Raw genomic sequence first — 25,984 nt, forward strand, 5'->3', positions numbered from 1 at the left:
GCGATCGCAAGACCAACTATACCATCAGCACCCAAAGTTGAGCCAACTGTGATCGCAAAAGCAACTATACCAACAACACCCAAAGTTGAGCCAACAGCGATCAAAAGAGCAACTATACCATCAGCACCCAAAGTTGAGCCAACTGCGATCGCAAGACCAACTATACCATCAACACCCAAAGTTGAGCCAACTGCGATCAAAAGACCAACTATACCATTAGCACCCAAAGTTCAGCCAACTGCGATCGCAAAAGCAACTATACCACCAGCACCCAAAGTTCAGCCAACTGCGATCAAAAGAGCAACTATACCATTAGCACCCAAACCTAAAAAAATAACAGTAGCGCCTAATACCACACCACCGCCAGCCCTAACCCGAAAAACAGCGCTTGCACCTGCTATTACATCACCAGTACCCAATCCTAAGAAATTAGGCCAGTCGAGAACACTCTTAAGTGGGCGAACACCGTATAGAGCTCAATCATCTCGGAAAACAGGTGCAGCAAGCTTGCTGGGTGGTACTCAGAGTGTATCTAGTCGGAATTTTAGCGGTGATTATCTGGCAGCCTTACCTAATTCCAACCGAGATAACCAAGCGACTTCCGGTATTGATGCCAGCAGTCAAGATTTAGATATCACCTCTTACTTAAACCAACTACAGCAACAAGTCAAGCAGCAGTGGCTACCAGAAGTGAGCCAGTCTTCCCGGCGAACAGTGCTTAACTTCACTATTAACCGTTCCGGGCAACTAAGCAATCTCCAGCTCGCACAAACCTCTGGATTCAGCGTCACTGATCAAGCGGCGCTCAACGCTATACAGCGATCTGCACCCTTTGCGCGTTTACCCACAGGATATACCAGTAATCAGATCCATATTCAATTTACATTTGATATCAATGTCTATGGGCAGCTAAATTTATCAGGGGACGGTGGCTAACAACAGATAAGCAATTAATCCAATCATGTATTATACCGACTTGACCTTAACGTTAAATAGCGACCTGAATCGAAGTTTTTGGTTTCATACAGGCTATTATTTGGGCATTAATTTGAGCAGATTTAAGCAAAAACAAAAGGAGAGTAGCAATACTCTCCTAACTTAATATGAGTGAAAATTTACTTTCTTAACGGGACTTAGACAAAAATTAAACCCAAATAAAGCCTAAACTGGTTTTATAAGCAGCGAATACGTCACGATTATTTACTTGCATCCCACAAAAAAAGCAACACAACCTACAATACGGATATCATAAGTACGAAAGTTTTCTTTGAGAATTGTTTCTAAATCTTTGCGAGTATCATTTGTATTGCCAAATATTCCTTTAGCATTATATGTACGCATTAATTGTCGGGCAAACAGATTGTGTAATACTCCTTTGCCAAGAATGGTTGTTCCAAAGATTACACCGCCATCATTTAGCAAAGTTTTAAGATTTCTGAAAACCACAGCTTTATCCAATATGCTATGACCAGGAAGACAATGCAATAAGTAGTTAATTCCAATTGAATCAAAAGTTAATGCTGAAGGTAATGGTTGGAAAATATTAGCAAGTAAAATAGTTGGTTTGTATCGATGTATCCGCTGTGCAGTATATTCGAGAGCATTGGGATTTAAATCAACTAAAGTAATAATAGGATTAGGGTTGGAAAACTGGCAATTGTCTAAAAAATAGCCACTTCCTACCCCAACATCTAGATGTTTAGCCGATACGTGTTGGTTATAAAAACTAAGAATTAATTTAGTTGGGCATTTCCAGAAAAAAGTATTTGATAAACCTAATACAAAAAAATCATAAATCATCAAAAGTGATTTATTGTAAACAGCTGCACCTGAAGTTGCATCAACATCAATAGTAGTTTCCGGTTGTTGAGTAGAACTGTCTTTCATTTTTTCTCAGCGATATTTCTAGCATTAGTACTTAATGTATCACTCACTTCCAAAGATTATGAGCAAGCTTAAATATGGTGATGGTAGTCCGGGAACCCTAGCACTGTTGACTCAATGCTCTACTTTTCTAACCAATGATCACCGCTTTCGGAGTGTTCCTGATCTATCAGTAATTTTGCTTTCTCAGATTAATTCTCCCTAGTTAAGATATTACAATAATAGTAATTTCGCCCCCGAAGCCAATCATGACACAAGGAAAGACACGGCGTAATTTCCTAATTACCAGCATTGCTGTGACTGGAGGTATTGTGGCAACTAATGCTTTACAGCAAAATACTACCAACACCGCAACACCGCCAGCAACTATCCCAGAACGGTTACTCGGACGGACAGAAGTAAAACTCCCGATCTTTGGGTTAGGAGGAGCAGGACAAACGCCACTATCTTGGGAAGGAAAAGAGGGTGATGCTACGGCAATTATTCAAAGAGCGCTGGAACTTGGCATTCGCTACTTTGATACAGCACCTAGTTACGGGCCGAGTGAAGATTATTTAGGCAAAGTGCTACCACCTCATCGCTCAAAGCTGTTTCTAGCAAGCAAGACCGATAAAAGAGATCGGGATGGAGCATGGCGAGAATTGGAGCGATCGCTTAAACGTCTCAATACAGATTATCTCGATTTGTGGCAGTTGCATCACGTTTCTTTTTCCGAAGAACTCGACACCATCTTTAGTCCATCTGGTGCAATTAAAGCTTTAGAAGAAGCCATACAACAAAAATTGGTGCGTTTCGCTGGTATTACCGGACATCACGACCCTCAAGTAATTGCCGAAGGGTTACGTCGCTATCCTTTCCACACTACACTGATTCCTGTGAATGCCGCTGACAAACACCACCCACGTCCATTTATCCCGGTAGTTTTACCAGTTGCTCAAGAAAAAAATGTCGGTGTGATTGCGATGAAAGTCCCGGCTTATGGTCGGCTGTTTAAATCAGGTGGGTTGACAGGTATGGAGGAAGCTTTAGGTTACACACTGTCTCAGCCTGGAGTTCATTGTTGCGTGATTGCAGCAGAGACAGTTGCACAATTAGAGGATAATGTCAAGATAGCGCGGGCTTTTGTACCTCTGAAGGAGCAAGAATTGACAGCGATCGCACTGGCGGCTGCTAATATCTGGCAAGATAGTACATTCTTCCGTGCTTGGACTTAGTACAGCCCGTAATAAAAAATGCCCAAATCAAACAGCAAACTATCAAATCAAGCCAAATTGTATGGTGGACAATGGTCAATGGGGGTTTAACAATGACGAAGCCCAACTTTAGTAAAATGTCCCGACAATAACTTAGAGCATATATTTTAGCTCATCGTCAAGATGATGAAGCGATTGAAGCATTAATCAGACGGGGAAATCCTAATAGTCCAAGATATCCATTTCCTGAGACTAACGAGGATTTGAGGCAAATGGAAGAGATACTCAAGAAAAAACTGGGTAGTAGTGGAGAGGCTGTCTAATCAGTTGAAAGGTTTGACGATAGGTTCAGATAGTGAAATCTTGCAGATATTACAACTTACTAATCACACTGATAGAATTGTGCTGCGTGCGACATATTAAATTGTAATAGCTTCTCCTCTGCCAACTTGTATCCCAAACTCGGCTTAAAAGGCGAAATATTCAAACTGCGAATAATTTCTCCCGCTACAGCCTTTGCTAGTAACGGTGGTACAGAGTTACCGACTTGTCGAAATCCGTGCCATTTGGTTACATGAAATCTAAACCAATCGGGGTAAGAATGCAATCTCGCCGCTTCCCTGACGGTGATACAGCGCGGCGTAGATGGATGAATCGGTCTCGGAGATGTGAAAGAACCCCTATACTTGTCTGTTCCGGCTCTTAAAGTATTACAGACACCAGCAGGATGCAGCTTATAAAAACGACTAATTTTTTCTCTCTCGCCTTGTTGAGTCTCCTGAAAACGTTGAATAGTTTCCGTAGAATGTTTTGTTCTTAAACTTGAAGAAAGTATTCGCAAATCATATTCTCGTTTGTAAGAATAATCATCATCTAGGTGTCTGATACCACGAAGCACAAGAGCATAGTTACTAGGCTTTTCGTATTCTGCCACAACCCAATCTCTTGTTAGTAACTCTGGATATTTTTCTATTTCAGGTAAATCTCCAATTGCATCCCATACTGTAGGACTCAATGGAATATCAAATATTTTTTTAGAATTTAAATTATTTAGCAAAGCTTGTTTAGTAATCGGCTGAGGATATTTCGGTAACTCTATATCCTCCCTTGCGCCTATAAGAAATAATCTCTCACGGGACTGTGGTACTCCGTAATTTGCAGCGTTGAGAATTTGGTAATTTTCTTCTACTTTATAGCCAGATATTTTAAATTCGCTAATTAAGATTTGGAGGATTTGTTTATGTTCACCAACTGTAATCCCCCGGACGTTTTCCATCACAAAAAATTTTGGTTTTAGCTCAAAAACCAGCCGATGAAAGTGAAACACCAAAGAGTTCCGGGGATCATCAACAGCCCGTTTACCAATTAAGGAAAATCCTTGACATGGAGAGCCACAAATAACCACATCAATTTCGCGATCGCCAATCTCAGATCGATTCCTAATTTCTTCCCCGGTTGTATCCACAACGCTTTTACATAGCACTGAGCAATAAGGGAAGTTAAACTCATGTGTTGCACAGTGGATCGGGTCGATTTCCACAGACGCTAGCACATCAAAACCAGCTTGCTCAAAGCCAAGAGTCATACCGCCCGCACCAGCGAATAAGTCAACTGCGATCGCTCTTTGTTTTTTCATCTCATAAGCCATGACACCCCAATCTAATTCGTAATTTATAATTCGTAATTCGTAATTAACGCGCGGATAAATGCGGGTTCTAGTAAAAACAGGTGTTTTACACTTATTTTATTCATAAATAAACTGATTGATTATCTATTTTCAATTACAAATTACGAATTCCTGTCTTCTCTACGAGACGCTCTGCGAACGTAGCGGTAGCGAGTTCGCGTACTCTGTAAGAGTTGCAAGCTACGCTTTTAGCGTCTGTCTGCGACACGCTGCGCGAACGTAGAGAGCGTCATTACGAATTATTTGGTCGCATTTGCAAAATTTCTTGAGCAGCGCGATCGCAAACCCCAACTTCTCCTAAACTTTGCCGCATTTCTTCATAATCTAGCAAAGTTTGCTCTCTGCGACTGGGATTGAGTAGCAGTTCCATCGCTGCTTGGATAATATTTTCTGGTGTGGCTTGCTCTTGTAAAAATTCTGGCACAATCGGCTTCATCACTACTAAATTAGGTGGCGATGCGAAGGTTATTGAACCTTTGAGGATTTTCCGAGCTATCCAGGCAGTCAGACGACTGAGGCGATAAACTACAACCTGTGGCACATTTAACAGAGCAAGTTCTAGATTGACAGTACCAGATTTGCTAATGGCTAAATCAGCAGCGGCAAAAACTTCCTTTTGTTGACTTGATAGAACTGTAGCCCGTAAACCGTAACGCTCAATAGCTTCTTCAATTGGCTGTCTATAAGCTTCTAGTGACAGGGGAATCCAGAAACGAACTTCAGGTAATTTAGCTTGAATAGTTTGGGCAGCTTGAAAAATAATTGGTAAAAGATATTTTAGTTCTTGGCGGCGAGAGGCGGGGAGGAGTGCGATCGCAATTTCTTCTGGAGCAATCCCTAATGTTGCACGAGCTGCTTCCCTACTAGGAGCATCTTGCATTCGGTCAACCAAAGGGTGTCCTACCCAACTAACTTTTGCGCCTTTTTCACGAAAGTAACGAGCTTCTTGTGGGAAGATTGCCAACAGCTTATCTGTAAAACCAACAATCCGCTTAGTTCTACGCAAACTTATTGACCAAGCCCACTCTTGGGGAGCGATGTAATACACCACAGGCACATCTGGTAATTGCTGTTTCATATAAGTCCCAATTTCCAGATTGGGAGTCATATAATCGATTAGCACCACTAAGTCAGGTGGATTTTGTTTTAAGAAAGCGATCGCCCGTCGTTGCACCTGGAGAGTCGGTAAAACATAAGGCAGCCCTTCTTGAATACCCACTGAGCCAATACTACTGGTATTTCCCAACAGAGTTGCCCCAGCCTCTACCATTTTTTCGCCACCCAGCGCCACAATCTCTAATTCCAACCCAATCGCCACAGCTTGACGCTTCAGCGCTGAAATTAGTAGCGATCCTTGTAAATCGCCAGATACTTCGCCAGTGCTGATAAATATCCGCATTTGATAATTGGTAATAGTAAAAACTAGGAGTTAGGAGTTAGGAGTGAGGAGTTAAAAATTTAATTCATCAACTCATAACTCATAAATTATGATGTCTGGGCAATTAACCACAATTCCTCATAACTCCATCCCCCAGCTACACTTTTGCTCCCTTCTTGGCTTGCAGAAAGGGTTGGGGGTAGGGTGCTTATGGGTAATTCGACAAACATGATATATCTTACATCTTACGATTCATCACTTGCGCCTTTTTTCCCTTTACTGGGAATCAAGCCACGTCTTCCAGGCATCTGAGAAAGTAGCAGGAAGCGTCGCAGATGCTGCAATTCTTCGCTATCTCCTAACAATTCCAACTGTTCCAAAGCATCTTTAAAAGACAAATCAGAACGGTAGAGAATGCGGAAAGCTTTTTTCAGCATTTGTAAATCTGCTGAGTCCATACCAGACCGTTTGAGTCCCACAAGGTTCAGGGTTCGCACCCGCGCTGGATTTCCCTCCACCAGCATATATGGGGCTACATCCCGGTCAATACGTGCCATACCTCCCACCATTGCTTGTCTACCAATATGCACAAATTGATGTACACCTAAAACCCCACTTAGCCTAGCGCGTGACTCTATATGGACATGACCAGCCAACGCCACAGAGTTAGCAATCACTACTTGGTCTTCAATCACGCAGTTATGAGCCACATGGACATAAGCCATTAGCAGGTTGCCATCGCCAATTACCGTCGCTTCACCAGCACCGGTAGCGCGGTTAATCGTAACGTACTCACGAATCAAGTTGTTATCACCAATTTTGACCCAGGTTGGTTCTCCTACAAACTTCAGATCCTGGGGTTCCATACCGATGGCTGCACCTGTAAAAATCTGATTTTGCGCCCCAATTTCACAAGGCCCCTCTAGCACTGCATGAGCGCCGATTATTGTTTCAGGGCCCACTTTTACATGCGCTCCAATCACAGCATAGGCACCGACTTGCACTGTATGGTGGAGTTCCGATTTCGGATGAATTACAGCAGTTGGATGAATTAGCGTTTTCAAGGGTGAATCTCCAGAACTGTCTTAATAATCCAGCGCCAGGCGGGGTTTTTGAGGCAGCGCGTTACTCTGGTTAAGAGAGTTGTACCGACTACCGCCCCATTGAGGCGACTGGCGTTGTTGAGCGTGAAATATTTCAGTGAACGAAAGTGTCGGGCAAAGCAAGTTAAATGTGTTTGTGAGTGCGTCTCGTAGAGAGGGCGGCGAAAATCAAGAAATTATTCAGATGCTGTTGTGGATTTTTTAACTGTTATCCTGTTTCAGGATTCAGTAGGGGCATTTCACGGCTATACCCATACCACGAAAGCAAACTTTTAGCTAACTAAAGAAAACATTAATTCCCCTTCACAAGCAAGTTGACCATCAACTTCGGCACGACCTTGCATCTTACCGAAACGACGTTGTTTTACCCATAACAGTTCCACCGTCATTACTAGTTGATCCCCCGGCACAACCTGGCGGCGAAAGCGGACTTTATCGATACCAGCAAAGACGAACAGTCCGCCTTCGACTGAAGACATTTGAGTTAGGACAATGCCCCCAACTTGTGCCATTGCTTCAACAATTAGCACCCCTGGCATCAGTGGACGTTCAGGGAAATGCCCTTGAAAATGCGGTTCATTGATAGTGACATTTTTAACCCCAATAGCTTTTTTACCTGGCACGTAGTCAATTATTTTGTCTACAAGTAAAAATGGGTAGCGGTGGGGTAGCAATTTCTGAATTTCTTCAGATGTAAAAGTTGTTTTAATCTCAGAACTGATTGTAATCTCATTTATCGCCTGTGTTTCGGTAGATGTAGGTGTAGTCGTATCGATGGTATTCACTTCAGTAAGGATTGACATTGGCCGTGTAGTAGATTTTTTATCTAAAAGTTGAGTAGGCAGGCGTATATCCAAAGCCTTAATAATCCTGGATTTTAAGCTTTAACTTCAATCTAAAATCTAAAATCCCAAATCTAAAATTCTCTGAGCCAGTTGAATGTGTAAATTATGACTGGCTTTATACGCTAAAAAATGAGCACGAGGAAAAGTCCCTAGTAAACTCAAATCTCCTACTAAATCCAAGATTTTATGACGGACTGGCTCATTTGCAAATCTCAACGGTGGATTTAGCCAGCCTTCTGGGCCACAAACGAGTGCATTATCTAAACTGCCACCTTTAATTAACCCTGTTTTTTGTAAGTGTTCAATTTGATGCAGTAACCCAAAAGTACGAGCAGGAGCAATTTCCGCAGCAAAGCTAGCAGAAGCTTTTCCTCGTTCAGCAGTTAGTGACCAACTATACCATTGATTACCAATAGCAGGCAGGTCAAAATCAATACCGTAACTAAAGCGGGTTTCTGGTGCTGGAAGGGCACATACAAAGGCATCTTCTTGATAAACCCATAAGGGTTCTGTAATAGTCAAGGGAACTTGGTTGTTAACGGGTTGTGAGACTAAGCCAACTTGGGCAATATTGGCTGTCCACACACTTGCTGAACCATCTAAAAGTGGGATTTCTGGTCCATCAATTTCAATTCGGGCATTATCCACGCCCATACTCGAAAGTGCTGCCAACAAATGCTCTACCGTGCGAACATATATCTCACCCTTACCCAACTGAGTTGAGAGAACAGTGTGACTAACTGCCGCAACTTGGGCTGGAATTATCGGCAAATCCGGTAAATCCACTCGCACAAAGTAGCGTCCACTTCCCGCCTCAGCTGGTAGTATCCGCACTTGGGTATTCACACCGCTATGCAGTCCCACCCCTGTTTGGGTGATTTGGGCTGCTAGAGTGTGCTGTCGCATAGCCGAAAAGTTAATATATTTCCTTTAGTATTGTTCATCGTCTATTTTGGTAAAATCCCTGATATTCCCCTAAAAATGTCATTAATCCCCTTACCGGAACAGTATTGAGGTAAATGTAAAAATTAGCAAGCTAATCCAAAAAAGATAATTGTCATTTGTCCTTTGTCCTTTGTGATTCACCAATCACCAATGACCAATCACCAATGACCAATCACTAATGACAAGTTAAAATCTTTCGCCAATCCCGAAATTAATCCGGCTATCACCATCATCGTTGATACCGTAATCAATCCGAATTGGCCCCAGTGGAGACTGGACGCGAACGCCAAGACCATAACCATAGCCACTGCCATTTTTGTTCAACACTTCAGCAGCCCTAGTACTAGTTCCCAGGTCACTGCCGAGATCAAAAAATAGTGCGCCACTAACTACTGAAAAAACTGGAAACCGATACTCAACTGATGCTTGCACATAAGAGCGTCCACTACCTAATGCTCCTTCTTCATAACCCCGGACGGAGTTGCTACCCCCAAGGGTAAAAGCTTCGTAGGGAGGCAAGTCACCGAGAATGGTTCCTGCTTGCAGGTTAAATGCTAAGGTTTGTGCCCCTTTGCTAAGGCTAATCAACTTTATGGGTAAATATTGGCTATAGCTACCCCGGAATCTGGTGAGGAAAATGTTGCCTAGCCCCACAGGGACTGACTGATCGACTCCAAAGCGGAGATAAGAACCACTAGTGGGTTGCAGGGGGTTATTACGGAGATCACGCTGTGCCCCTACTTGAAACAGTAGTAAATCGTCTTGACCGCCGCTAGAGAGGGTCAATGGAATTTCATCACTGATGCGGTTTCCATTATCATCATCAAATACCGCTCCTGTTTTTCTAAGATCGCCATCAGCATCACGGGCGGAAACTCGTTGATACTGTAAACCCGCTGAAGCAGTCCAGACAGAAGTTTTATAAGGATTGGCAGACAAGGGACGGGTAAAGGTGACACCACCACCTAGACGGAGAATCCGGGGGCGATCCTGAGAATCTACATCAGTGGGATTATCTGGATTAAACGTCCTAATGTCTTCATCTTGACCATCAAAAATCAACGAAATAGAACTGCGGCGGAAAATATTGGTTGTGTAGGAAGTCCGGTAAGGATCTCCTGCGATCCAGGGGTCGGTATACCGCACGTCAAACAGCAGTTCCCGTTCTCCCACCTGTATTTCTGTCCCCAGTTTTTGGTTCCTACCGTTCAGGTTTTGTTGTTGATAGCTAACTGTTCCAAAAAGTCCGCTAGCAGAACTAATCCCTGCCCCAGCCGCAATAGAACCACTGCTGCGTTCAGCTACATTCACGACTACATCCACCTTGCTGGGGTCAGTACCAGGGTCAAGGGACACATTCACATCTTCAAACAGTCCCAGTCCATACACGCGCTGTAAGTCTTTTTGCACTGTGTTGCGATTGAATACTTGTCCTGGCTTCAACTCCACTTCTCGTGTAATGATGTAATCCTGTGTCCGTCCCCGAATTGGTTGTCCCTTTTCGTCTGTCTCCTGACCATCTTTATTGCGGAACCGGACTCTAATATTCTCTACTACCCCTTCTGCTACTTGTAAGGTAACAACTCCGCTTTCAGAGACTTGTGGCGCTCCAATCACGTTGGCTAGGACGTAACCTTGATCTTGATACCGCTTGTTTAACTGCTTGATGCCTTCTTGCAAGTCGCGCAAGTTGAGGATTTTGCCATACTGTTCCCGAAAGACTTCATCCACAGTGTTAGCTGGTAGTACAGAAGTGACACCAGTGCCAGGATTAGCTTGCACTTCTACTTTGCTGAGGACGGGGTTAGGCTGCACAACAAAGCTCACCCGCACTCCCAAGGGGGTATCTTCTGGCGCTGCTTGGACGTTGGAGAAGAAGCCAGTACCAAAGATGGCGTTAATATCTTCTTGCAGTTGGCTGCGAGTTGTTGTTTGTCCTGGTTGGGTACGAATTACTCTATAAACTTGGCTTTCTAGTTCTGGTGATAATTGGCCAGCCTGGGATCTAACTACTACTTCCGATACTAGTACGCGGGGGTCATTGGCTTCTGGGGCTGTGTTGGGTTGAGTATTGCCCGGAGTTGTCGGTGGATTAACATTCTGCGGACTGGGAGTAGCGCCTGGGAATGGAGTATTGCCCGGAGTTGTCGGTGGATTAACATTCTGCGGATTGGGAGTAGCGCCTGGGAATGGAGTATTGCCCGGAGTTGTCGGTGGATTAACATTCTGCGGATTGGGAGTAGCGCCTGGGAATAACGTAGGTGTTCTTTGTGGACTAGCTGGGGGGGGAATATCTGGAGTCGCTGATGGTTCTGGAGTTGTGGGTAATAAAGGTTCCGTTGTCGGTGGATTTACATTTTCTGGAACTGGAGTAGTCTCAAGAGTTGGGGAAGGCGTTGGTTGTTGAATTTCTGGTGGTGGAATGTCTGGAGCCGGAGACGGCTGTTGAGTAGGACTGGGATTAATTTGAGGGGTTTGTGCAGTTGTTGGCGTTGTGGAGGTTGGCACAATTACCTTTGAGGTCGCGTAGGCGTAGCCCGCCGCAGGCATCGCTGCTGGGTTGGCAGGGTAAATGGCGACGACACGGGATTGGGGACGCTCTGCCTCTATAGTTGCTGTAGATTTAGGTTGAGATTTTAGACTTTTACTAGAGTTAACCTGACCAGTGTCCTTTTCTGGCTGCTGATTTGTTTCTAGTGTCAAAACTTCTGTTGTCTGTTTAGAATTGTTGGCGGTTTCTGCATTCGCACTCAATGAGCCACCCAAAGGGGCTGCAATTGCTACTGCTGCCAGCAATACGGGAGATAAACGCATTTTACTTATATTCCTCTTCACGACCACACACACACCATCACAAGGCAATAATGCCCTTATGCCAAAGGTAAAACTCGAAACATAATTTTTTTCTTTTGCTTTTTTACTTTACAAGGCAAAAGGCAAAAGGCAAAAGTTAAATATAATTCCTTCTGATCTTTTGGTTTTTACCTGGTTAACTTATAGTTTCTACTGCTTTTAGCACTCTTTGTAAAACCTCCTGGTAGGCATCCTCTACATTTCCTAAGTCTCGGCGAAAGCGATCTTTGTCCATTACCCGCCGATTTGAGTCTTTTTCTGCGGTATCCCACAAACGGCAGGTGTCAGGGCTAATTTCATCTGCCAAGAGCAACTGCTGTTGTGAGTCCAAACCAAACTCTAGTTTGAAGTCTACTAGGGTAATGCCACACCGCTGCCAAAAGTTATTGAGAAATTCATTGATTTGCAATGCTAGATGTGTAATTGCGTCTACTTGTTCCGCAGTCGCTAGTTCTAGGAGGTACAGGCGATCGCCTGTCAACAAAGGATCTCCTAATTGATCGTTTTTGTAATAAAACTCAACCAAAGGCTGTTTCAGAATTGTACCCACTGGTAAACCTGTTTGCTGACACAGACTGCCAGCAGCAATATTTCTGATCACTACTTCTAAGGGTAAAATCTTTACAGCTCTCACCCGCATTTGATTCGGGGCAGGGCTGTCGAGAAAGTGAGTCTTTATACCATTTGCCTCCAACTGTTTAAAAAGCTGGCTGGAAATGCTACAATTAATTTTTCCTTTCCCTTCGATGTTGCCACGCTTTTGGGCGTTAAATGCTGTGGCATCGTCCTTAAAATCAGCCAACAAGACTTCTGGATCGTCCGTTGTATAAAGAATTTTCGCTTTGCCTTCGTATAACTTGGAATTAACAGACATGGTGGCAGGTAAAGTTTTAGGCGATGGACAAAAGTTGTCCTTTGAGGCTTCACCATTTTATCTTTAGTTATTAACTATTAGCTATTGGTGACTATTTAAGAGGAAGCAGGGGTAGGATAAAAAATTAATAACCAATACCCAGCCCAATTTTCTCTGCATAATCGCTGCTTAATAGCCAGTTGCCAAAGATTTAGAACTAAATCTCTAACTTTTAATAGAGGACAATTTGCTTTGTATATAGGATATTTGGCTAAGTAGTTTTACTATCAGGATTATAATTATTTTCGTAAAATAAAGTTACTAAGACATACTGGTATGTGATAATAATTTGTACCTCAAGGTTTTGACTAAAGCTAATTACAATTTGAACTTTATAAATTAAGATGAGATAAATTTAGAACAGGGAGGGAAATCAAATATTTTCTCTAGTAAGTTAGCGCAAAGTTTTTTGTAATATTTACAACACAAAGTATTTTAAGCTTTATCCTCTAGTATCAAAATCTAAATCAACCAATTTCTGCATCACCAATTGGGAAAGGAGTTGGATGATCTGATTTACCCCAATCTGACAAAAAGAAAGATTAGGTTTGCTAGTGATTCAGCTTCAGAACCCCAAACACAAGGTGAATTGAATAAATGGACAAAAAAATAGTGAACAAGGATGATTTTCTCTTCCCTCGCGGTCGCTACTATGGTCAGGTAAAGCCAGAAAACTTGGTTTTTAATGCAAATCTACAGGAATTTGCTCAACGCGTAAGTTACATTTGCAACTTAGAAACAGGTGGAAAAGTGCCTCCAGATACAGCTTACGAACAAATAAAGGAACTGTGGAAACAGTTGAAACGCTCAAAAAAAGAGCTAGGAATTGGCGAAGCTCCGTTTCAGGATGATCAGGGAGAGACTAAAGACTAAATGGGGCATGGGGCATTGGGAACTGACAAATGACCAATGACAAATGACTTGACTACTTAGTAACCATTGTCCAGACACCATCCCAGGACTCGGGAGGCGGCGTTTGTTGGTAATTACGCGCACGCTCTAAGTGGATATTAACAGCTTGGTCTTGGGATTGGATGAATTTGGCGGACTCGAAACAAGCGATCGCTTGTGAGAAGTTGCGCGATAAATAAGCGACGCGTCCAGTATGATAATGAAATAAAAACTCTTGAGTGTTGGCATCTAGAGGGGTATTGCGATCGCCAATTAACTCGTAGATATTAACTGCCTGGTGTTTCCCTTTGACGCGAATTTTATCTAACTGGCGCACCCAAATGCGATCGCTGCACAATTGATAAGTAAATTCACTTAAAAGAATATCACAACCATAATCCTTAGTTACCGCTTCCAAGCGCGAACTTAAATTTACACCATCTCCAATTACGGTGTAATCCATCCGTTTGCGGGAACCAATATTACCCGAAACCACATCCCCAGAACTAATTCCAATGCCAATACGAATTTGTGGCTGCGCCTGGATAATTCGCCGTTGGTTAAATTCCTCTAAGCGGCGTCTCATATCTAACGCTGACTGCACAGCCCTCCAAGCATGATTTTCTGTCAATGGTAGCGGCGCACCAAATACTGCCATTAAGGCATCACCAATAAATTTATCGAGAGTGCCTTCGTGGTTAAAAACCGCTTCCACCATCGTTTCAAAATACTGATTGAGCAGCAATACCACCTCAGCTGCACCGAGATTTTCCGTAAGTGTTGTGTAGCCTCGGATATCAGAAAACAAGATAGTTACTTCCTTGCGTTCGCCTACCATTAAAGCATCTTCCCCCAGTGCCATAACTTGTTCAGCTACATGGGGTGTCAGGTAGCGGGACATGGTAGTTTTCATTCGTTTTTCCTGAGTAATGTCTTCTAACACGACCAAACCACCGCGTACATCGCCTTCTGGGTTAGTTAAAGGATTAACAGTAAGATTGATATTGCGCTCTAATATTTGTACCCGATCAGAAGTGAAAAACTCAGATTTGGGAGTGAGGGGTTGATTCCAGGGAATAAAAAAATCGGGGTTAGTGCGATCGCGCAGTGTTAAAATTGAGTGCTGATTCCTAAGTCCTGTTAGCGGTAGCGGAGCGTTTAGCCCGTCCTGATTTTCACTCAGCACTTGGTAAAGTCCCAGCATCAAACTTTGCTCTGGCACATAATGTTTAGCTCCAGTTTTTAGACTATCTTCTAATCGCATTTGGAGATTTTCAATTGGCACAACTTCCCAAACTAGGCGACCAATCAAATTTTGTTCCCACAAAAGCTTGTTGTTCTTACTATTAGCGTCTCCTATCGGACAACCCAGCAACTCTAGGGCTGCATCATTAATCGTGACAATCTGTCCTGCCATATCTGTAGAAATCACAGCATCTGACAGACTTTGTAAAATATCTTTTTGATACTGTTTTTCTAACAACACATTTTCAAACAGCCGAGCATTTTCTAAGGCAATTCCGGCCTGATTATTAAAAGCCTGCATAAACTCTTCATCAGAAGCAGTAAAACCACTTTGTTGCTTATTAATTAATTGTGTAACGCCAATCAACTCATTTGCAGAATTAAATACTGGTAAACATAAGATATTACGAGTTATATAACCAGTTTTCTTATCTGTACTCGGATCAAAGCGGGGGTCTTTATAAGCATCAGAAATATTTAAGGCTTCACCAGTGGAAGCTACATATCCAGCTATGCCACAGTTAGCAGGAATGCGAATTTCTATCAAGTTTGTGCCATCTGCTGCCACTGCAACTTTTGTCCAGAGTTCGTTTAGCTCTTTACGATATAAAAACAGTGTGCTGCGGTCTGCTTGCATTAAAATTCGAGCTTGCTCCATGACTATCTGCAAAGTTGCTTCTAAATCTAAACTTTGCCCTAGTGTCTGAGTTGCCCGCAATAAAGCCGTTGCGCCTCTTTGATTACGAGCCGCTACATAAAAAGATTGGCAGCTTTCCAGGATAATACCAATTGAAGCTGCAAAGTCTCGAAAACGTTCTTCATCATCATGATTAAACGGAACATTCCCAGTTTTATTAGCTAGTTGCACTACCGCTACAGTCTGGTTTTTGCTACTAATAACGGGCATACATAAAATATTACGGATTTTGTAGCCCATTTGTTTTTCAAGTTCTGGGCTAAATAGTGGATGAGTAGAAGTTTCAGATATGTTGAGATATTGACCTGTACTGGCAACATGGCCAGGGATACCCACTGTAATGGGAGTCCGAATTTCTAAGAATTTTTGGGTATTATCTTGAGGAACTTTTGACCACAGTTGACCTTTGTCATAGTCAACTAAAAAAATAGCTGTGTGTTCTGCTTGGAGAATTTGACCAATTTTGAGTGTGATAGCTTCTAATACCTTCTCCAACATAGTTTCTAGAGCTTCATTATTGATCAGTTCAATAGCTCTCAGAAATTGCTGGAACTCAGCAGTTATAAAGTCGAGTAAGCAAACAAATTCATTAACAGATAAGTCTTTGACGCGATGCAGTAGGGCGTGAGTACGATTAACTTGAGTCAGTTCAGTTAATGTAGCCAAGACGCTGCCAGGGTTGGGGAGTGTCATGATAATTTTAGATTTTAGATTTTAAATTTTAGATTTTGGGCATAAGGCATTGGTTATTAATTCTTCTCCCCCTGCTCCCCCTGCTCCCTCATCTCCCTCATCTCCCCACTCCCTACTCCCTTATTTTGTCAACTGTTCAGAAAATATCACCTTTTGATAGTAATCTTGTAGCTGCCTGGTGGCAGCTGCCCAACCCCAACTTTCTGCTTCTTGGCGGGCATTTTGACGGATGATATCTCGTTGTTGTTTTTGTTCTAAGAGTCGAAGAGTAGCAGTTAATGCTCCTTGAACATCTGCTGTTGGCTCAAAAAGATATCCATTTATCCCATCTGTCACAATATCAGGAATTCCCCCGGAACGGGCTGCTACCACGGGACAGCCAGCAGCCATCGCTTCTAGTAGTACTAAGCCTAGTGTTTCTGTACGGGAAGGAAAGATGAAGGCATCAGCACTCGCAAAGGCAGAACCTAACTCTTGCCCCATAAGATAGCCAACAAAATAAGTGTTTGTGCCAGCAAAGTGTTTTTGCAATGCTTGACGGTACGGCCCATCTCCAACCAATGCCAACCGCGCTTGGGGAATTGCTTCTAAAATTGGTTTGATGCGCTCAATTTCTTTTTCAGCCGAAAGCCGCCCCACGTAAAGTAGCAATGGGCTTTCTGGATGATTTTTTGATAAGCGCGATCGCATCTCTACACTAGCTAAATCGGGGTGAAATAATTCCGTATCCACCCCACGCTGCCATAAATCTACACGTTCAATACCATGTGCTGTCAGTTCCTCTATCATTGCTGTGGAGGTACACAGATTTAAAGCTGCTTGATTATGAGCGCCTTTGAGCAGTTCCCAAAGAAAACCTTCCAGCATCCCTAAGCCGTAATGCTGGAGATATTGGGGTAAATGGGTATGATAAGAGGCCACCAAAGGGATTTTGAGGATTTTGCTATAAAATATGCCAGACAAACCCAAAACGGCTGGATTCACGACATGAATAATATCAGGCTTAAACTCTTCTAAGATGTAACCAATGGCTGGGCGAGGTAATGCCATTTTCAATTCTGGATACAATGGCAGAGGAAAGCCAGTAACGCCGTAAACTTTAGCGCCTTTGTGTTCTGTGATGCCTCCATCAGGGGCAATCACCAACACTTGATTACCACTGCGCTGGAGATGGTCAACAGTATGGCGCAGGCGCGTTACAATGCCGTCAACCTTGGGTAAAAAGGTTTCGGTAAATAGGGCAATTCTCATAAAAAACTATTCAGTCCAGGCAGATAATCTCAGCTTTGCTTGCATTTCGGCATCAAACACAGAGTAAACTCTCTGCTGTGGTGTAATCAACTCTCCCCAGTCAAAATCACTGTAGTAAACGGCAAATTTAGTAGTAGCTGGACGATACGCCTGATAAATAATAACTGTTTGGTCGTCATATTGTGCTAAGATACGACGACCAATTTTAGACCCACGATTTACTGGGGTTTACGCTAATTTCTGTGCCAAGAGACTTTAGGCAGAATTTGTTTGTGATCGACTCGCGTCTGATACTTGATGGCAAAGTTTAACAGAGAATCGAGGAGAGAATCAGAGAGCAAGTGAGGCTGTAAACCTAAATCAAGCAATTTTGTATTTTTAGCGTTGAAATAATGTTCTTCTTTTTCAACTCTGGGATTATCTAAATGATTGATTTCTACGTTCAATCCGATAGCATTACCAGCTTTTTTCACCATCAATGCCAAATCACCAACACTAAATTGTTCGGTAAATTGGTTAAATACGCGGAATTCACCTGGTTGTGCAGGGTTAGCGATCGCTAATTCCACACATCTTACTGTATCCCGAATATCCAAAAATCCGCGAGTTTGTCCACCTTTACCGTAGACAGTTAACGGATGTCCAATAGCTGCTTGAATACAAAAGCGGTTCAGTGCTGTACCAAACACACCATCGTAATCTAGCCGATTAATCAATAGTTCGTCTATCCCCGTCTCTTCGGTTAAGACGCCATAAACTACACCTTGATTTAAATCTGTTGCCCGCAATCCCCAAATCCGGCAAGCAAAGTGGATGTTATGACTATCATGAACTTTGCTTAAATGGTACATTGAACCGGGTTGTTTGGGATAAGGTAGGGTATCCTTGCGTCCATTGTGTTCAATGGTGATATACCCTTCTTCGATATCAATATTGGGTGTACCGTATTCCCCCATCGTCCCCAGCTTCACCAAATGACAGTCCGGGAAATCTTCCCGCATGGCATACAGTAAGTTCAACGTACCAACTACATTATTGACCTGGGTGAGAACTGCGTGTTCTCGGTCAATCATGGAAAATGGGGCCGAACGCTGTTCACCAAAATGCACTAGGGCATTTGGCTGAAATTGATGTAATGTTTTCTGGAGAAATTCGTAATTCGTAATATCGCCGATGAACAAGTCGATAGATTTACCCGTCAAATCTTGCCAGCGCTGGAGACGTTGTTGAATTAGTGCGATCGGAGTGAGAGTTTCGACACCAAGTTCATTATCCCAGTGCCGCCGCACCAAACTATCTAAAATTCCAACTTCATAACCTCGATTGGAAAGGTAAAGAGCAGTTGCCCAACCGCAATATCCATCACCACCAATAACCAGGACTTTCATCTTCACCAGTTTTTACTCGCTGATAGCTAAATCTATCAGGTTTCTGTACCCTCTTAATCATCATTCTGGGGGAGATGTGGATTTTAAGGGGAATGGGAAGTGGGGAGATGAGGGGGACAAGGAAGAATTATTGAATAAGTCTCTCCCTTGCTGTCTCCTCCCAATGCCTAATGCCTAATACCCAATGCCCCATTAAAACTTTGAAATCCGATACTGCTGGGCAATGTAATAAAACAAACGATAGTAATTTTGAAATTCTTGGCTTTTACTCCGTCCCTGTAAATGGTATTTCACTTGACTCTGAGTTAGCGTCAGTGTCATCGAACCTGCTCGTCGATCGACTTCTACAACCAGCACCCCAGATACTCCTTGAACGGTCTGAAAGTTGGATTTTATCTTTTTCACGGACTCTTGATCGTTTGGTAGCTGATGACTCGCCCACCCGCGAATTTCCACTGAGTTATCCTGTGGTGAAATAAACGCAATTCCATCACCATTTTCTGAGGCTACTAAAGAAGTCCAGTTACTCGGATATGGAAATTCAAAGCCATAACGGGAGTTGCTATAAGTTTTCCAGGCGATCGCTCCGGTGTTAAAATCATTTGCAGTACAACTCCACAGCATTATTAACAGGGCAACGACTCCGCTAACGCTGGCGGCAAACCGATAAATTCTTCGCCCCAAACTACAGATTTTATTAGCAGTAGCCATTTACATCACACATTTTGCCAAAGTTACTGATTTTATAGAAATACCAGAAACTCAGATCAATACCTTTGCCAATTTACGAGTTATTCACGAATCGGGAAATGCACCGACAGAGCGTTCATTAAAAATTAAATAATATTCAGGATATTCACCATTCTCTTTTGAACTCTCGGTAGAAGAAGCTCAGACAAGGTGTTTTATCACATAAACTATGGACAATGTATCTCAGACAGATCGGCTAAATTTAGAGCTTTTTCACTTCCAAACAAACACATCTTTGCAATTTCCGCCAAATCTCTCTGTAATTTGTATCGGTAAGCCAAACGACCAAAAACCCCCAGATATTGACGTTTCTGGTTTACCAGATTCGGATGTGGTATCTCGCATCCACGCGCAAATTTGGATAAATGGGGATGAATACTATATCACCGACTTGGGCAGTTCCAATGGTACATACATTAATGGTGCAAAACTTCAACCTCAAGTTTTTTGTCCATTGCATCCAGGAGACAAAGTTTCCTTTGGACAGGGAGACAAAATAACTTTTATGTTTAGGATGCAGCAGCACTCTGCATCTGCCACAAAAAATTCTGCACCAAACTCCGCGCCAACAGAAATTACAGCACCTAACATCGTTAAAGAAGAAGATCAAGTAATTTTTGCCTGTAAGCTTATTGGTTTAGGGCTAATCCTAGCAGGGATTACATTTTTAAGTACAAGCATTTATATTAGTGTTTATTTACGCAGCACACCTGGAATTTTACTGTGTATGGGAGGCGTAGTAGCTCTGAATTGGGGTGGGCGCGATAATCAGAAACTGGGATGGGTGTTAATTGGCATAGGAATTGCTCTTTTCATCGCCAGTGGTGTTGTAATCGGCTCAGTGTCTCTTTTTTCGATACTTGCGTCATTTGCTGGCATCTCTTGTGGATATCAGTTGTTTACAACCGGAAAGGTGTTCAACTTTAATCCGCTGACGCTCCAAATAATTAAAAAGTAAGCCAAGTTAGACAATCGTTGGTTTAGCGATCGCTAATTCCCATCAAAAATTAATTCTGTGAGCTTTGTATTGAGCGATAAATCACTCAATAAACAGCATTTCACTCTCAACTGTAAATAAATGTAACGAAACTGACGTTAAAACGTTTTACCGTCTTGACAACCAATAAAAGAACCGATAACTTGATATACATACCCGGGTAAGACCGTTAAAGAGTTATATGCAAACGCAAACTAAGCAAAAGGTCACTTTGTATTTATCGCCAGAGTTGCACAGAAAACTGAAGATTCGTTCAGCAGTTGATTCTGAGCCAATGTCAGAACTTGCCGAACGTGCCCTTGGTTTTTACCTATCTAATCAAGAATTGGTTAACGAGTTAGAAGATTCTTCTTATGGGCGGACTCATAGAGTTTATTCATGCCCAACTTGTGATAGCTCACTAGTCTTACGTGATGGGGAACTGGTTACTTTAGGCAATCAACCAGGAGTAGTTGGTCAAGAGCATCTTTCTCTCAATGAGATGGATGAAGATCAAACCAATCCCAAGGGTGAGGAAGAATTAGTTCCTTGCTAGATAGATATTCATAATTCGGTTGTCTTTACCAGAAGCAATGTCTCTACTGTCTCTATAAGGTCTCAAGTAGGTCGAAGTATGAACGAAGAGCTCAAGATCCTAATTCAAGCTCAATACCCTTTAATCTACCTTGTTACCTCCGAGGAAGAGCGGGCCGAGCAAGCAATTTCCACAATCACCCAGTTGTTAAAGCCCCAGCGTCGAGTATTTGTTTGGACAGTAACACACGGGATTGTTGAATATGGTCAACCCCGGAATGTCACCCAACATAATACCGTGTCTCCAGAGGCGGCAATTGAGTGGATCATCCGGCAGAAAGAACCAAGTATATTTATTCTTAAAGATTTACATCCCTTTATAGATGCGCCTGCAACTAACCGATCATTGCGTGATGCGATCGCTAGTTTCAAAGGTATGCAAAAGAACATCATTTTGATGTCTCCGATGCAGCAAGTACCTATAGAACTGGAAAAAGAAGTTGTTGTTCTCGACTTTACATTGCCAGATATGGCTGAGTTGAATAAAGTATTAACTCACCATATAGAGCAGAATCGTGGTCGGCGACTGACAACAGAAGCCAGAGAAAAACTTCTCAGGGCTGCTTTGGGTCTAACTAAAGATGAAGCTGAGAAAGTCTACCGTAAGGCACAGGTAACTAAAGAGCGTTTAACGGAAGATGAAGTAGACATCGTTTTATCTGAGAAAAAGCAACTAATTCGGCGCAATGGCATCTTAGAATATATTGAAGAAGATGAAACTATTGATGCTGTAGGTGGCTTAGAAGAGTTAAAAAGATGGCTCAAGCAACGCTCTAACGCTTTCACAGAAAGAGCGAGAGAGTATGGTTTGCCTCAACCAAAGGGGATGTTAATTTTAGGAGTTCCCGGTTGCGGTAAGTCATTGATTGCTAAAACTACTTCCCGGCTGTGGGGTTTACCACTGTTGCGCTTAGATATGGGGCGAGTTTACGACGGCTCAATGGTGGGACGAAGTGAAGCAAATCTGCGGAATGCCCTGAAAACAGCAGAATCTATTTCCCCAGCGATTTTGTTTATCGATGAATTAGATAAATCCTTTGCTGGTAGTGGAGGTTCCTCTGATTCTGATGGGGGGACTTCAAGTAGAATCTTCGGTTCTTTCCTCACATGGATGCAAGATAAGAAATCACCAGTGTTCGTGATGGCAACTGCCAACCGAGTAGAACGCTTACCTGGCGAATTCTTGAGGAAAGGACGCTTTGATGAAATTTTCTTTGTCGATCTGCCAACACCGGAAGAACGGCAGGATATTTTCAATATTCATCTGACCAAACGCCGTGAAGACATCTCTCGATTCGATCTTGAGCAACTAGCTAAGATGTCTGATGGCTTTTCTGGGGCAGAAGTTGAGCAAGCGATCGTTGCGGCAATGTATGAAGCTTTTGCCCAAGATCGGGAGTTCACCCAATTAGATATTATTGCTGCACTGAAGGCAACTTTGCCGCTGTCTCGAACGATGCAAGAACAAGTAACGGCTCTGAGAGATTGGGCCAGACAGCGCGCACGCCCCGCAGCATCCTCCGTAGCTGAATATCAGCGAATGGAGTTTTAAAAGCTTTCCTCTGCCATCCCAGGGGGAAAGGCTAGCAGAAAATGCTAGCAGTTATAAAAAAAGCCGCATCCTGTTAAGCGCGGCTTCGCCCAAAACAAACCGTTGTCGTTTTTCTCAATCTTCTCATTGGAGGAAACCCCAAATGTCTCACTTTAGCACCCTGCGTACCAAAATCACCGATGCCGAAATCCTCAAGGCTTCCTTGCGCGACCTCGGTATCAGCGTAAAGACTGAAGCTGATGTCCGTGGTTATAACGGTCAGCGTGTCCGTTCTGACATCGTTGCCGTGTTGGAAGGCGAATATGACCTCGGCTGGTCTCGCAATGGCGATGGTTCTTTTGACCTAATCGCTGACTTGTGGGGCGTTGCTAAGAAGCACAACCAAACCGAGTTGATCAATTCAATCAACCAAAAGTATGCCGTTAACAAAACTTTGGCTGAAGTAAAACAGCGCGGTCTGCAAAACGCCAATGTGAAGTTGGTATTGCAATAACAATTTCTCTGCGCGTTCCCAAAGCTGTACGGGTTAACCATATAAATAGCGGTTAGCCCGCTTTTTTATCGGGACTGAGAAATAAATCTCAGTCCCGATTTTTGATTTAGTGATTTTATTTCATCGTAGTAACATTGATGTATTCAGCATAACAACCAAGCTTATTTTTAATTAACTTAAGAAGTTCTGCTTTATGTTGAAGCAACCATTCAGGATTGTTACTAGGGTACAAATATATGTTGTAAGTGTAAGTGTATACCTCCCAATCAACTTTGTAAACTGCTTTGCAATGATAAAAGAAGTTAACTACTCTTGTTAGAGTCTTGATAGCCTTTTCGCCTTCTGATATAAATGATAAATCAAGATTTTTTTGAATACTCAATTTTGTTGTATTACACCGAAAATCAATTTCATTCTGGCCTTTATATCTATTGCAAGTAACACACAGAGTTTGTGAATTTTCTTTAGATGTTTCACCACCCATAGAAAACGGTTTAATATGATCTATTTGCAATTTACTTTTGGTATTCACTCCACAGCATAGGCAAGCATATTTGTCTCGTGCTTTAACTTCTTCTTTTTCTACTTCGTTTAGTTCTTTGATATCTGGTGAAAGAATCTTAACTGAAATAGTTTTATCTTCAGGCTTAGGATTAATAATGTTTCTAATTACTGCGTCAACGGCTGTTTCAAATCGAATCAAGCTTTTGTAAAAAACTTTCCACAATGTTTCGGGCTGAGAAAACTCCTTGCCTAAATATTCGTATTTTAAGCGAGATGGAAAATCAATTACTTTATAAGCAATTTTATCTAAGTCATACAATTCTCTTTCCTCAAATGGATGGTATATAGGCACAGATTGATTTTGAGCAATGTGGCGAACAATCTTAATTAAATCTGAGTCAAGCTTTTCACCAATATTGTCAGTTTTGCGTTCAAACCTCTCATTTATCCATTGTTTGACTTGAGACTGCATCCATTTCTCATCAAGATATTCTTTAGACCATTCATCTAATAAGTTTGTAGAACGAATAAAGAGAATAAATGAATCAAATTTTGATTTTGTATGTTCATATACCATGACAAATTCAGTAAATGATTCCATTGATTCATGTTGATTGTCAGCGTCAGCATACACAATTTCAGTTTTATACCAACCAATAGGGCATATTTTTGAGAATACTATTTGATAATCTCCGCCACTCTCAATTGACTTTGATAATTCCTCAACTAGACGGATAGAAATATATTCAAATGGATGATATCCTTTCACATAGAGTTTTGGTTCATCTATAGTATCGCCATCTTTTGGGTTAGCCCAATCAACTAAACGTTTCCAGTCATCGAAGAATAGAACGACATTTGCCTCAGCACTACCTCTTACTTTTTCGCCCCGTAATGCTCTACCAATCATTTGAGTCATCAAGATAGAACTTGTTGTTTGGCGAGTAATAAATACAGTCTTAACGCTAGGAACGTCAGCCCCTTCTGTTAACATTCGTACATTGATTAAAACATCAAGCTTATCATTCTTAAATTCATCCAAAATCCTTTGATTATCACTTTGAGTACGTTTGTTTCGTGCTTCAGCAGAGCCGGGATCGGCATCTATATGTGAATAGATTGCGTCTACTTTAATACCCTTTTCGAGAAGCTTATCTTTGATATAGACGCATTGAAACCAACGATCAGCAAAAATAATGGTTTTACCATAAGCATTTTTATTTGATACATAATTGTGTACTATAAAATTATTTCTCTGTTTATCACTTGCAAGTTTTTCAATAATTGATTCTGGGAGGTCTTGATGTTGCTTAACTAGCCGATCGTATAATTTATCATCAACTTCTAATTCTTTTCCAGTTGCCACTTCAATATAGTTAGGTCTAGCCAAAACTCCTGTTAATATTAAACTTTCTTTTTTCGCTTCATAAATAATTTCATTTTCAAAAATTTTCCAAAGCCAACCCTTTCTAGCCTTATCATTATAAGTTGGTGTAGCTGTTAAACCTAACAGATGTAATCCTGGAAATAACCCTCGAAGTCCTAAAGCAGAATCTTTTTCACCAATTAATAAGTTTCTGCAACCATAGGCTGGTGAGTGATGAGCTTCATCGACTACTACAAAAAGTCCTGTTTTTCTACAACTATCAATAAATTTTCTGAAAGCTGTCTCAAACTTTTTACCATATATGTTTTTACCTTCAGTATGTAAATTATTGATAGCTGTTTGTATTGTCATAATGACAATATCATCAGTCAGTTGTATAGATGAGGCTTTTGCATGAGAAGGATTACTAGAAACGCACCGAATATTTAACGTTTTCTTTGGCTCTGGAATATCCTTAGCAGCTTTAAAAAAGGTATCAGATGCTTGATCCAATAGGTAAAATGAAGGAGCTAACCAAAGAATCTTAATATTTTTAGGAATTACATGGTCAGATAACCATTTGACAGCCGTAAATGTCTTGCCAGCACCTGTAGGAAGTACTAAAATTCCACTACCAGGTTTTTCACTACCAAATTTAAACGTTTTACTCAGGGCTTCAAATGCTTCAATTTGATGCTGGAAAGGTGTTTTAGAGTGGTAGTTAACAGATTGATCTCTTAATTGATCAAGATTGATAGATTCGTACATAATGGTGTTGTCCGA

Annotated in this window: 23 protein-coding genes; 9 read left to right on the plus strand and 14 right to left on the minus strand. The window is 42.0% G+C overall.

What is annotated here, in order from left to right:
- Positions 1-936 (plus strand): energy transducer TonB family protein (locus V7K60_RS20965; RefSeq protein WP_334927974.1); only part of this gene is annotated, 936 nt, incomplete at its 5' end.
- Positions 937-1,200: 264 nt separating this feature from the next.
- Here the strand turns inward: V7K60_RS20965 and V7K60_RS20970 are convergent.
- Positions 1,201-1,887, minus strand: a complete 687-nt coding sequence (locus V7K60_RS20970; protein ID WP_334927976.1) for a class I SAM-dependent methyltransferase — start codon at positions 1,885-1,887, stop codon at positions 1,201-1,203.
- A gap of 58 nt (positions 1,888-1,945) precedes the next feature.
- On the opposite strand from V7K60_RS20970, the gene V7K60_RS20975 reads away from it, so the two are divergent.
- The 3 genes from V7K60_RS20975 to V7K60_RS35355 all read left to right on the plus strand — a co-directional run bounded on the left by V7K60_RS20975 (position 1,946) and on the right by V7K60_RS35355 (position 3,400).
- Positions 1,946-2,089, plus strand: coding sequence for a hypothetical protein (locus V7K60_RS20975; protein WP_334927978.1), 144 nt, complete (start codon positions 1,946-1,948; stop codon positions 2,087-2,089).
- A gap of 43 nt (positions 2,090-2,132) precedes the next feature.
- Positions 2,133-3,098, plus strand: a complete 966-nt coding sequence (locus V7K60_RS20980; protein ID WP_334927980.1) for an aldo/keto reductase — start codon at positions 2,133-2,135, stop codon at positions 3,096-3,098.
- Positions 3,099-3,241: 143 nt separating this feature from the next.
- Positions 3,242-3,400 (plus strand): DUF6887 family protein, encoded by a 159-nt coding sequence (locus V7K60_RS35355; protein ID WP_442944442.1) that lies wholly within the window; start codon positions 3,242-3,244, stop codon positions 3,398-3,400.
- Positions 3,401-3,459: 59 nt separating this feature from the next.
- Here V7K60_RS35355 and V7K60_RS20985 read toward each other — a convergent pair whose 3' ends face one another.
- The 8 genes from V7K60_RS20985 to purC all read right to left on the minus strand — a co-directional run bounded on the left by V7K60_RS20985 (position 3,460) and on the right by purC (position 12,762).
- Complete coding sequence (locus tag V7K60_RS20985; protein ID WP_442944436.1) at positions 3,460-4,713, minus strand: DNA cytosine methyltransferase; 1,254 nt, start codon at positions 4,711-4,713, stop codon at positions 3,460-3,462.
- A 283-nt stretch (positions 4,714-4,996) separates the two neighbouring features.
- Positions 4,997-6,163, minus strand: coding sequence for a lipid-A-disaccharide synthase (gene lpxB / locus V7K60_RS20990; protein WP_334927984.1), 1,167 nt, complete (start codon positions 6,161-6,163; stop codon positions 4,997-4,999).
- 86 nt (positions 6,164-6,249) lie between these two features.
- A complete protein-coding gene (locus tag V7K60_RS20995; protein WP_334927986.1) occupies positions 6,250-6,372 on the minus strand; it encodes a hypothetical protein in 123 nt (40 codons plus the stop codon).
- A 15-nt stretch (positions 6,373-6,387) separates the two neighbouring features.
- Positions 6,388-7,206 (minus strand): acyl-ACP--UDP-N-acetylglucosamine O-acyltransferase, encoded by an 819-nt coding sequence (gene lpxA, locus V7K60_RS21000; RefSeq protein ID WP_194046773.1) that lies wholly within the window; start codon positions 7,204-7,206, stop codon positions 6,388-6,390.
- A gap of 311 nt (positions 7,207-7,517) precedes the next feature.
- Positions 7,518-8,048 (minus strand): 3-hydroxyacyl-ACP dehydratase FabZ, encoded by a 531-nt coding sequence (gene fabZ, locus V7K60_RS21005; protein WP_334927988.1) that lies wholly within the window; start codon positions 8,046-8,048, stop codon positions 7,518-7,520.
- 99 nt (positions 8,049-8,147) lie between these two features.
- Entirely contained in the window at positions 8,148-8,996 is an 849-nt protein-coding gene (gene lpxC, locus V7K60_RS21010) for a UDP-3-O-acyl-N-acetylglucosamine deacetylase (protein WP_334927990.1), read from the minus strand.
- Between the two features lie 225 nt (positions 8,997-9,221).
- Entirely contained in the window at positions 9,222-11,849 is a 2,628-nt protein-coding gene (locus V7K60_RS21015; RefSeq protein WP_334927992.1) for a BamA/TamA family outer membrane protein, read from the minus strand.
- Positions 11,850-12,024: 175 nt separating this feature from the next.
- Complete coding sequence (gene purC / locus V7K60_RS21020) at positions 12,025-12,762, minus strand: phosphoribosylaminoimidazolesuccinocarboxamide synthase (RefSeq protein ID WP_334927994.1); 738 nt, start codon at positions 12,760-12,762, stop codon at positions 12,025-12,027.
- 636 nt (positions 12,763-13,398) lie between these two features.
- Here purC and V7K60_RS21025 point away from each other — a divergent pair.
- On the plus strand, positions 13,399-13,674 hold the full coding sequence (locus tag V7K60_RS21025) for a DUF7219 family protein (RefSeq protein WP_334927996.1): 276 nt from the start codon (positions 13,399-13,401) through the stop codon (positions 13,672-13,674).
- Between the two features lie 52 nt (positions 13,675-13,726).
- On the opposite strand, the gene V7K60_RS21030 is transcribed toward V7K60_RS21025, so the two are convergent.
- The 4 genes from V7K60_RS21030 to V7K60_RS21045 form a co-directional block, all read right to left on the minus strand.
- Positions 13,727-16,327 (minus strand): GAF domain-containing protein, encoded by a 2,601-nt coding sequence (locus V7K60_RS21030; RefSeq protein ID WP_334927998.1) that lies wholly within the window; start codon positions 16,325-16,327, stop codon positions 13,727-13,729.
- A 120-nt stretch (positions 16,328-16,447) separates the two neighbouring features.
- Positions 16,448-17,578, minus strand: coding sequence for a glycosyltransferase family 4 protein (locus V7K60_RS21035; protein ID WP_334928000.1), 1,131 nt, complete (start codon positions 17,576-17,578; stop codon positions 16,448-16,450).
- Between the two features lie 233 nt (positions 17,579-17,811).
- Positions 17,812-18,966 (minus strand): NAD-dependent epimerase/dehydratase family protein, encoded by a 1,155-nt coding sequence (locus V7K60_RS21040; protein ID WP_334928002.1) that lies wholly within the window; start codon positions 18,964-18,966, stop codon positions 17,812-17,814.
- A 192-nt stretch (positions 18,967-19,158) separates the two neighbouring features.
- A complete protein-coding gene (locus tag V7K60_RS21045) occupies positions 19,159-19,677 on the minus strand; it encodes a hypothetical protein (protein WP_334928004.1) in 519 nt (172 codons plus the stop codon).
- A gap of 208 nt (positions 19,678-19,885) precedes the next feature.
- On the opposite strand from V7K60_RS21045, the gene V7K60_RS21050 reads away from it, so the two are divergent.
- The 4 genes from V7K60_RS21050 (at position 19,886) to V7K60_RS21065 (ending at position 23,331) form a co-directional block, all read left to right on the plus strand.
- A complete protein-coding gene (locus V7K60_RS21050) occupies positions 19,886-20,674 on the plus strand; it encodes an FHA domain-containing protein (RefSeq protein ID WP_334928006.1) in 789 nt (262 codons plus the stop codon).
- A 220-nt stretch (positions 20,675-20,894) separates the two neighbouring features.
- Positions 20,895-21,248 carry a hypothetical protein gene (locus V7K60_RS21055; protein WP_334928008.1) on the plus strand — a complete coding sequence of 118 codons (354 nt, stop codon included), beginning with the start codon at positions 20,895-20,897 and terminating at the stop codon, positions 21,246-21,248.
- A gap of 78 nt (positions 21,249-21,326) precedes the next feature.
- Complete coding sequence (ycf46, locus tag V7K60_RS21060; protein WP_334928009.1) at positions 21,327-22,838, plus strand: stress-responsive protein Ycf46; 1,512 nt, start codon at positions 21,327-21,329, stop codon at positions 22,836-22,838.
- A gap of 142 nt (positions 22,839-22,980) precedes the next feature.
- Positions 22,981-23,331 (plus strand): DUF1257 domain-containing protein, encoded by a 351-nt coding sequence (locus V7K60_RS21065; protein ID WP_094350625.1) that lies wholly within the window; start codon positions 22,981-22,983, stop codon positions 23,329-23,331.
- A 115-nt stretch (positions 23,332-23,446) separates the two neighbouring features.
- On the opposite strand, the gene V7K60_RS21070 is transcribed toward V7K60_RS21065, so the two are convergent.
- The gene (locus tag V7K60_RS21070; protein WP_334928011.1) at positions 23,447-25,969 is read right to left on the minus strand and encodes a DEAD/DEAH box helicase family protein; all 2,523 of its coding nucleotides are present in this window, start codon (positions 25,967-25,969) and stop codon (positions 23,447-23,449) included.
- Positions 25,970-25,984 lie beyond the last annotated feature (15 nt).

The sequence above is a fragment of the Nostoc sp. genome (assembly GCF_036917555.1).
Lineage (GTDB): Bacteria > Cyanobacteriota > Cyanobacteriia > Cyanobacteriales > Nostocaceae > Nostoc.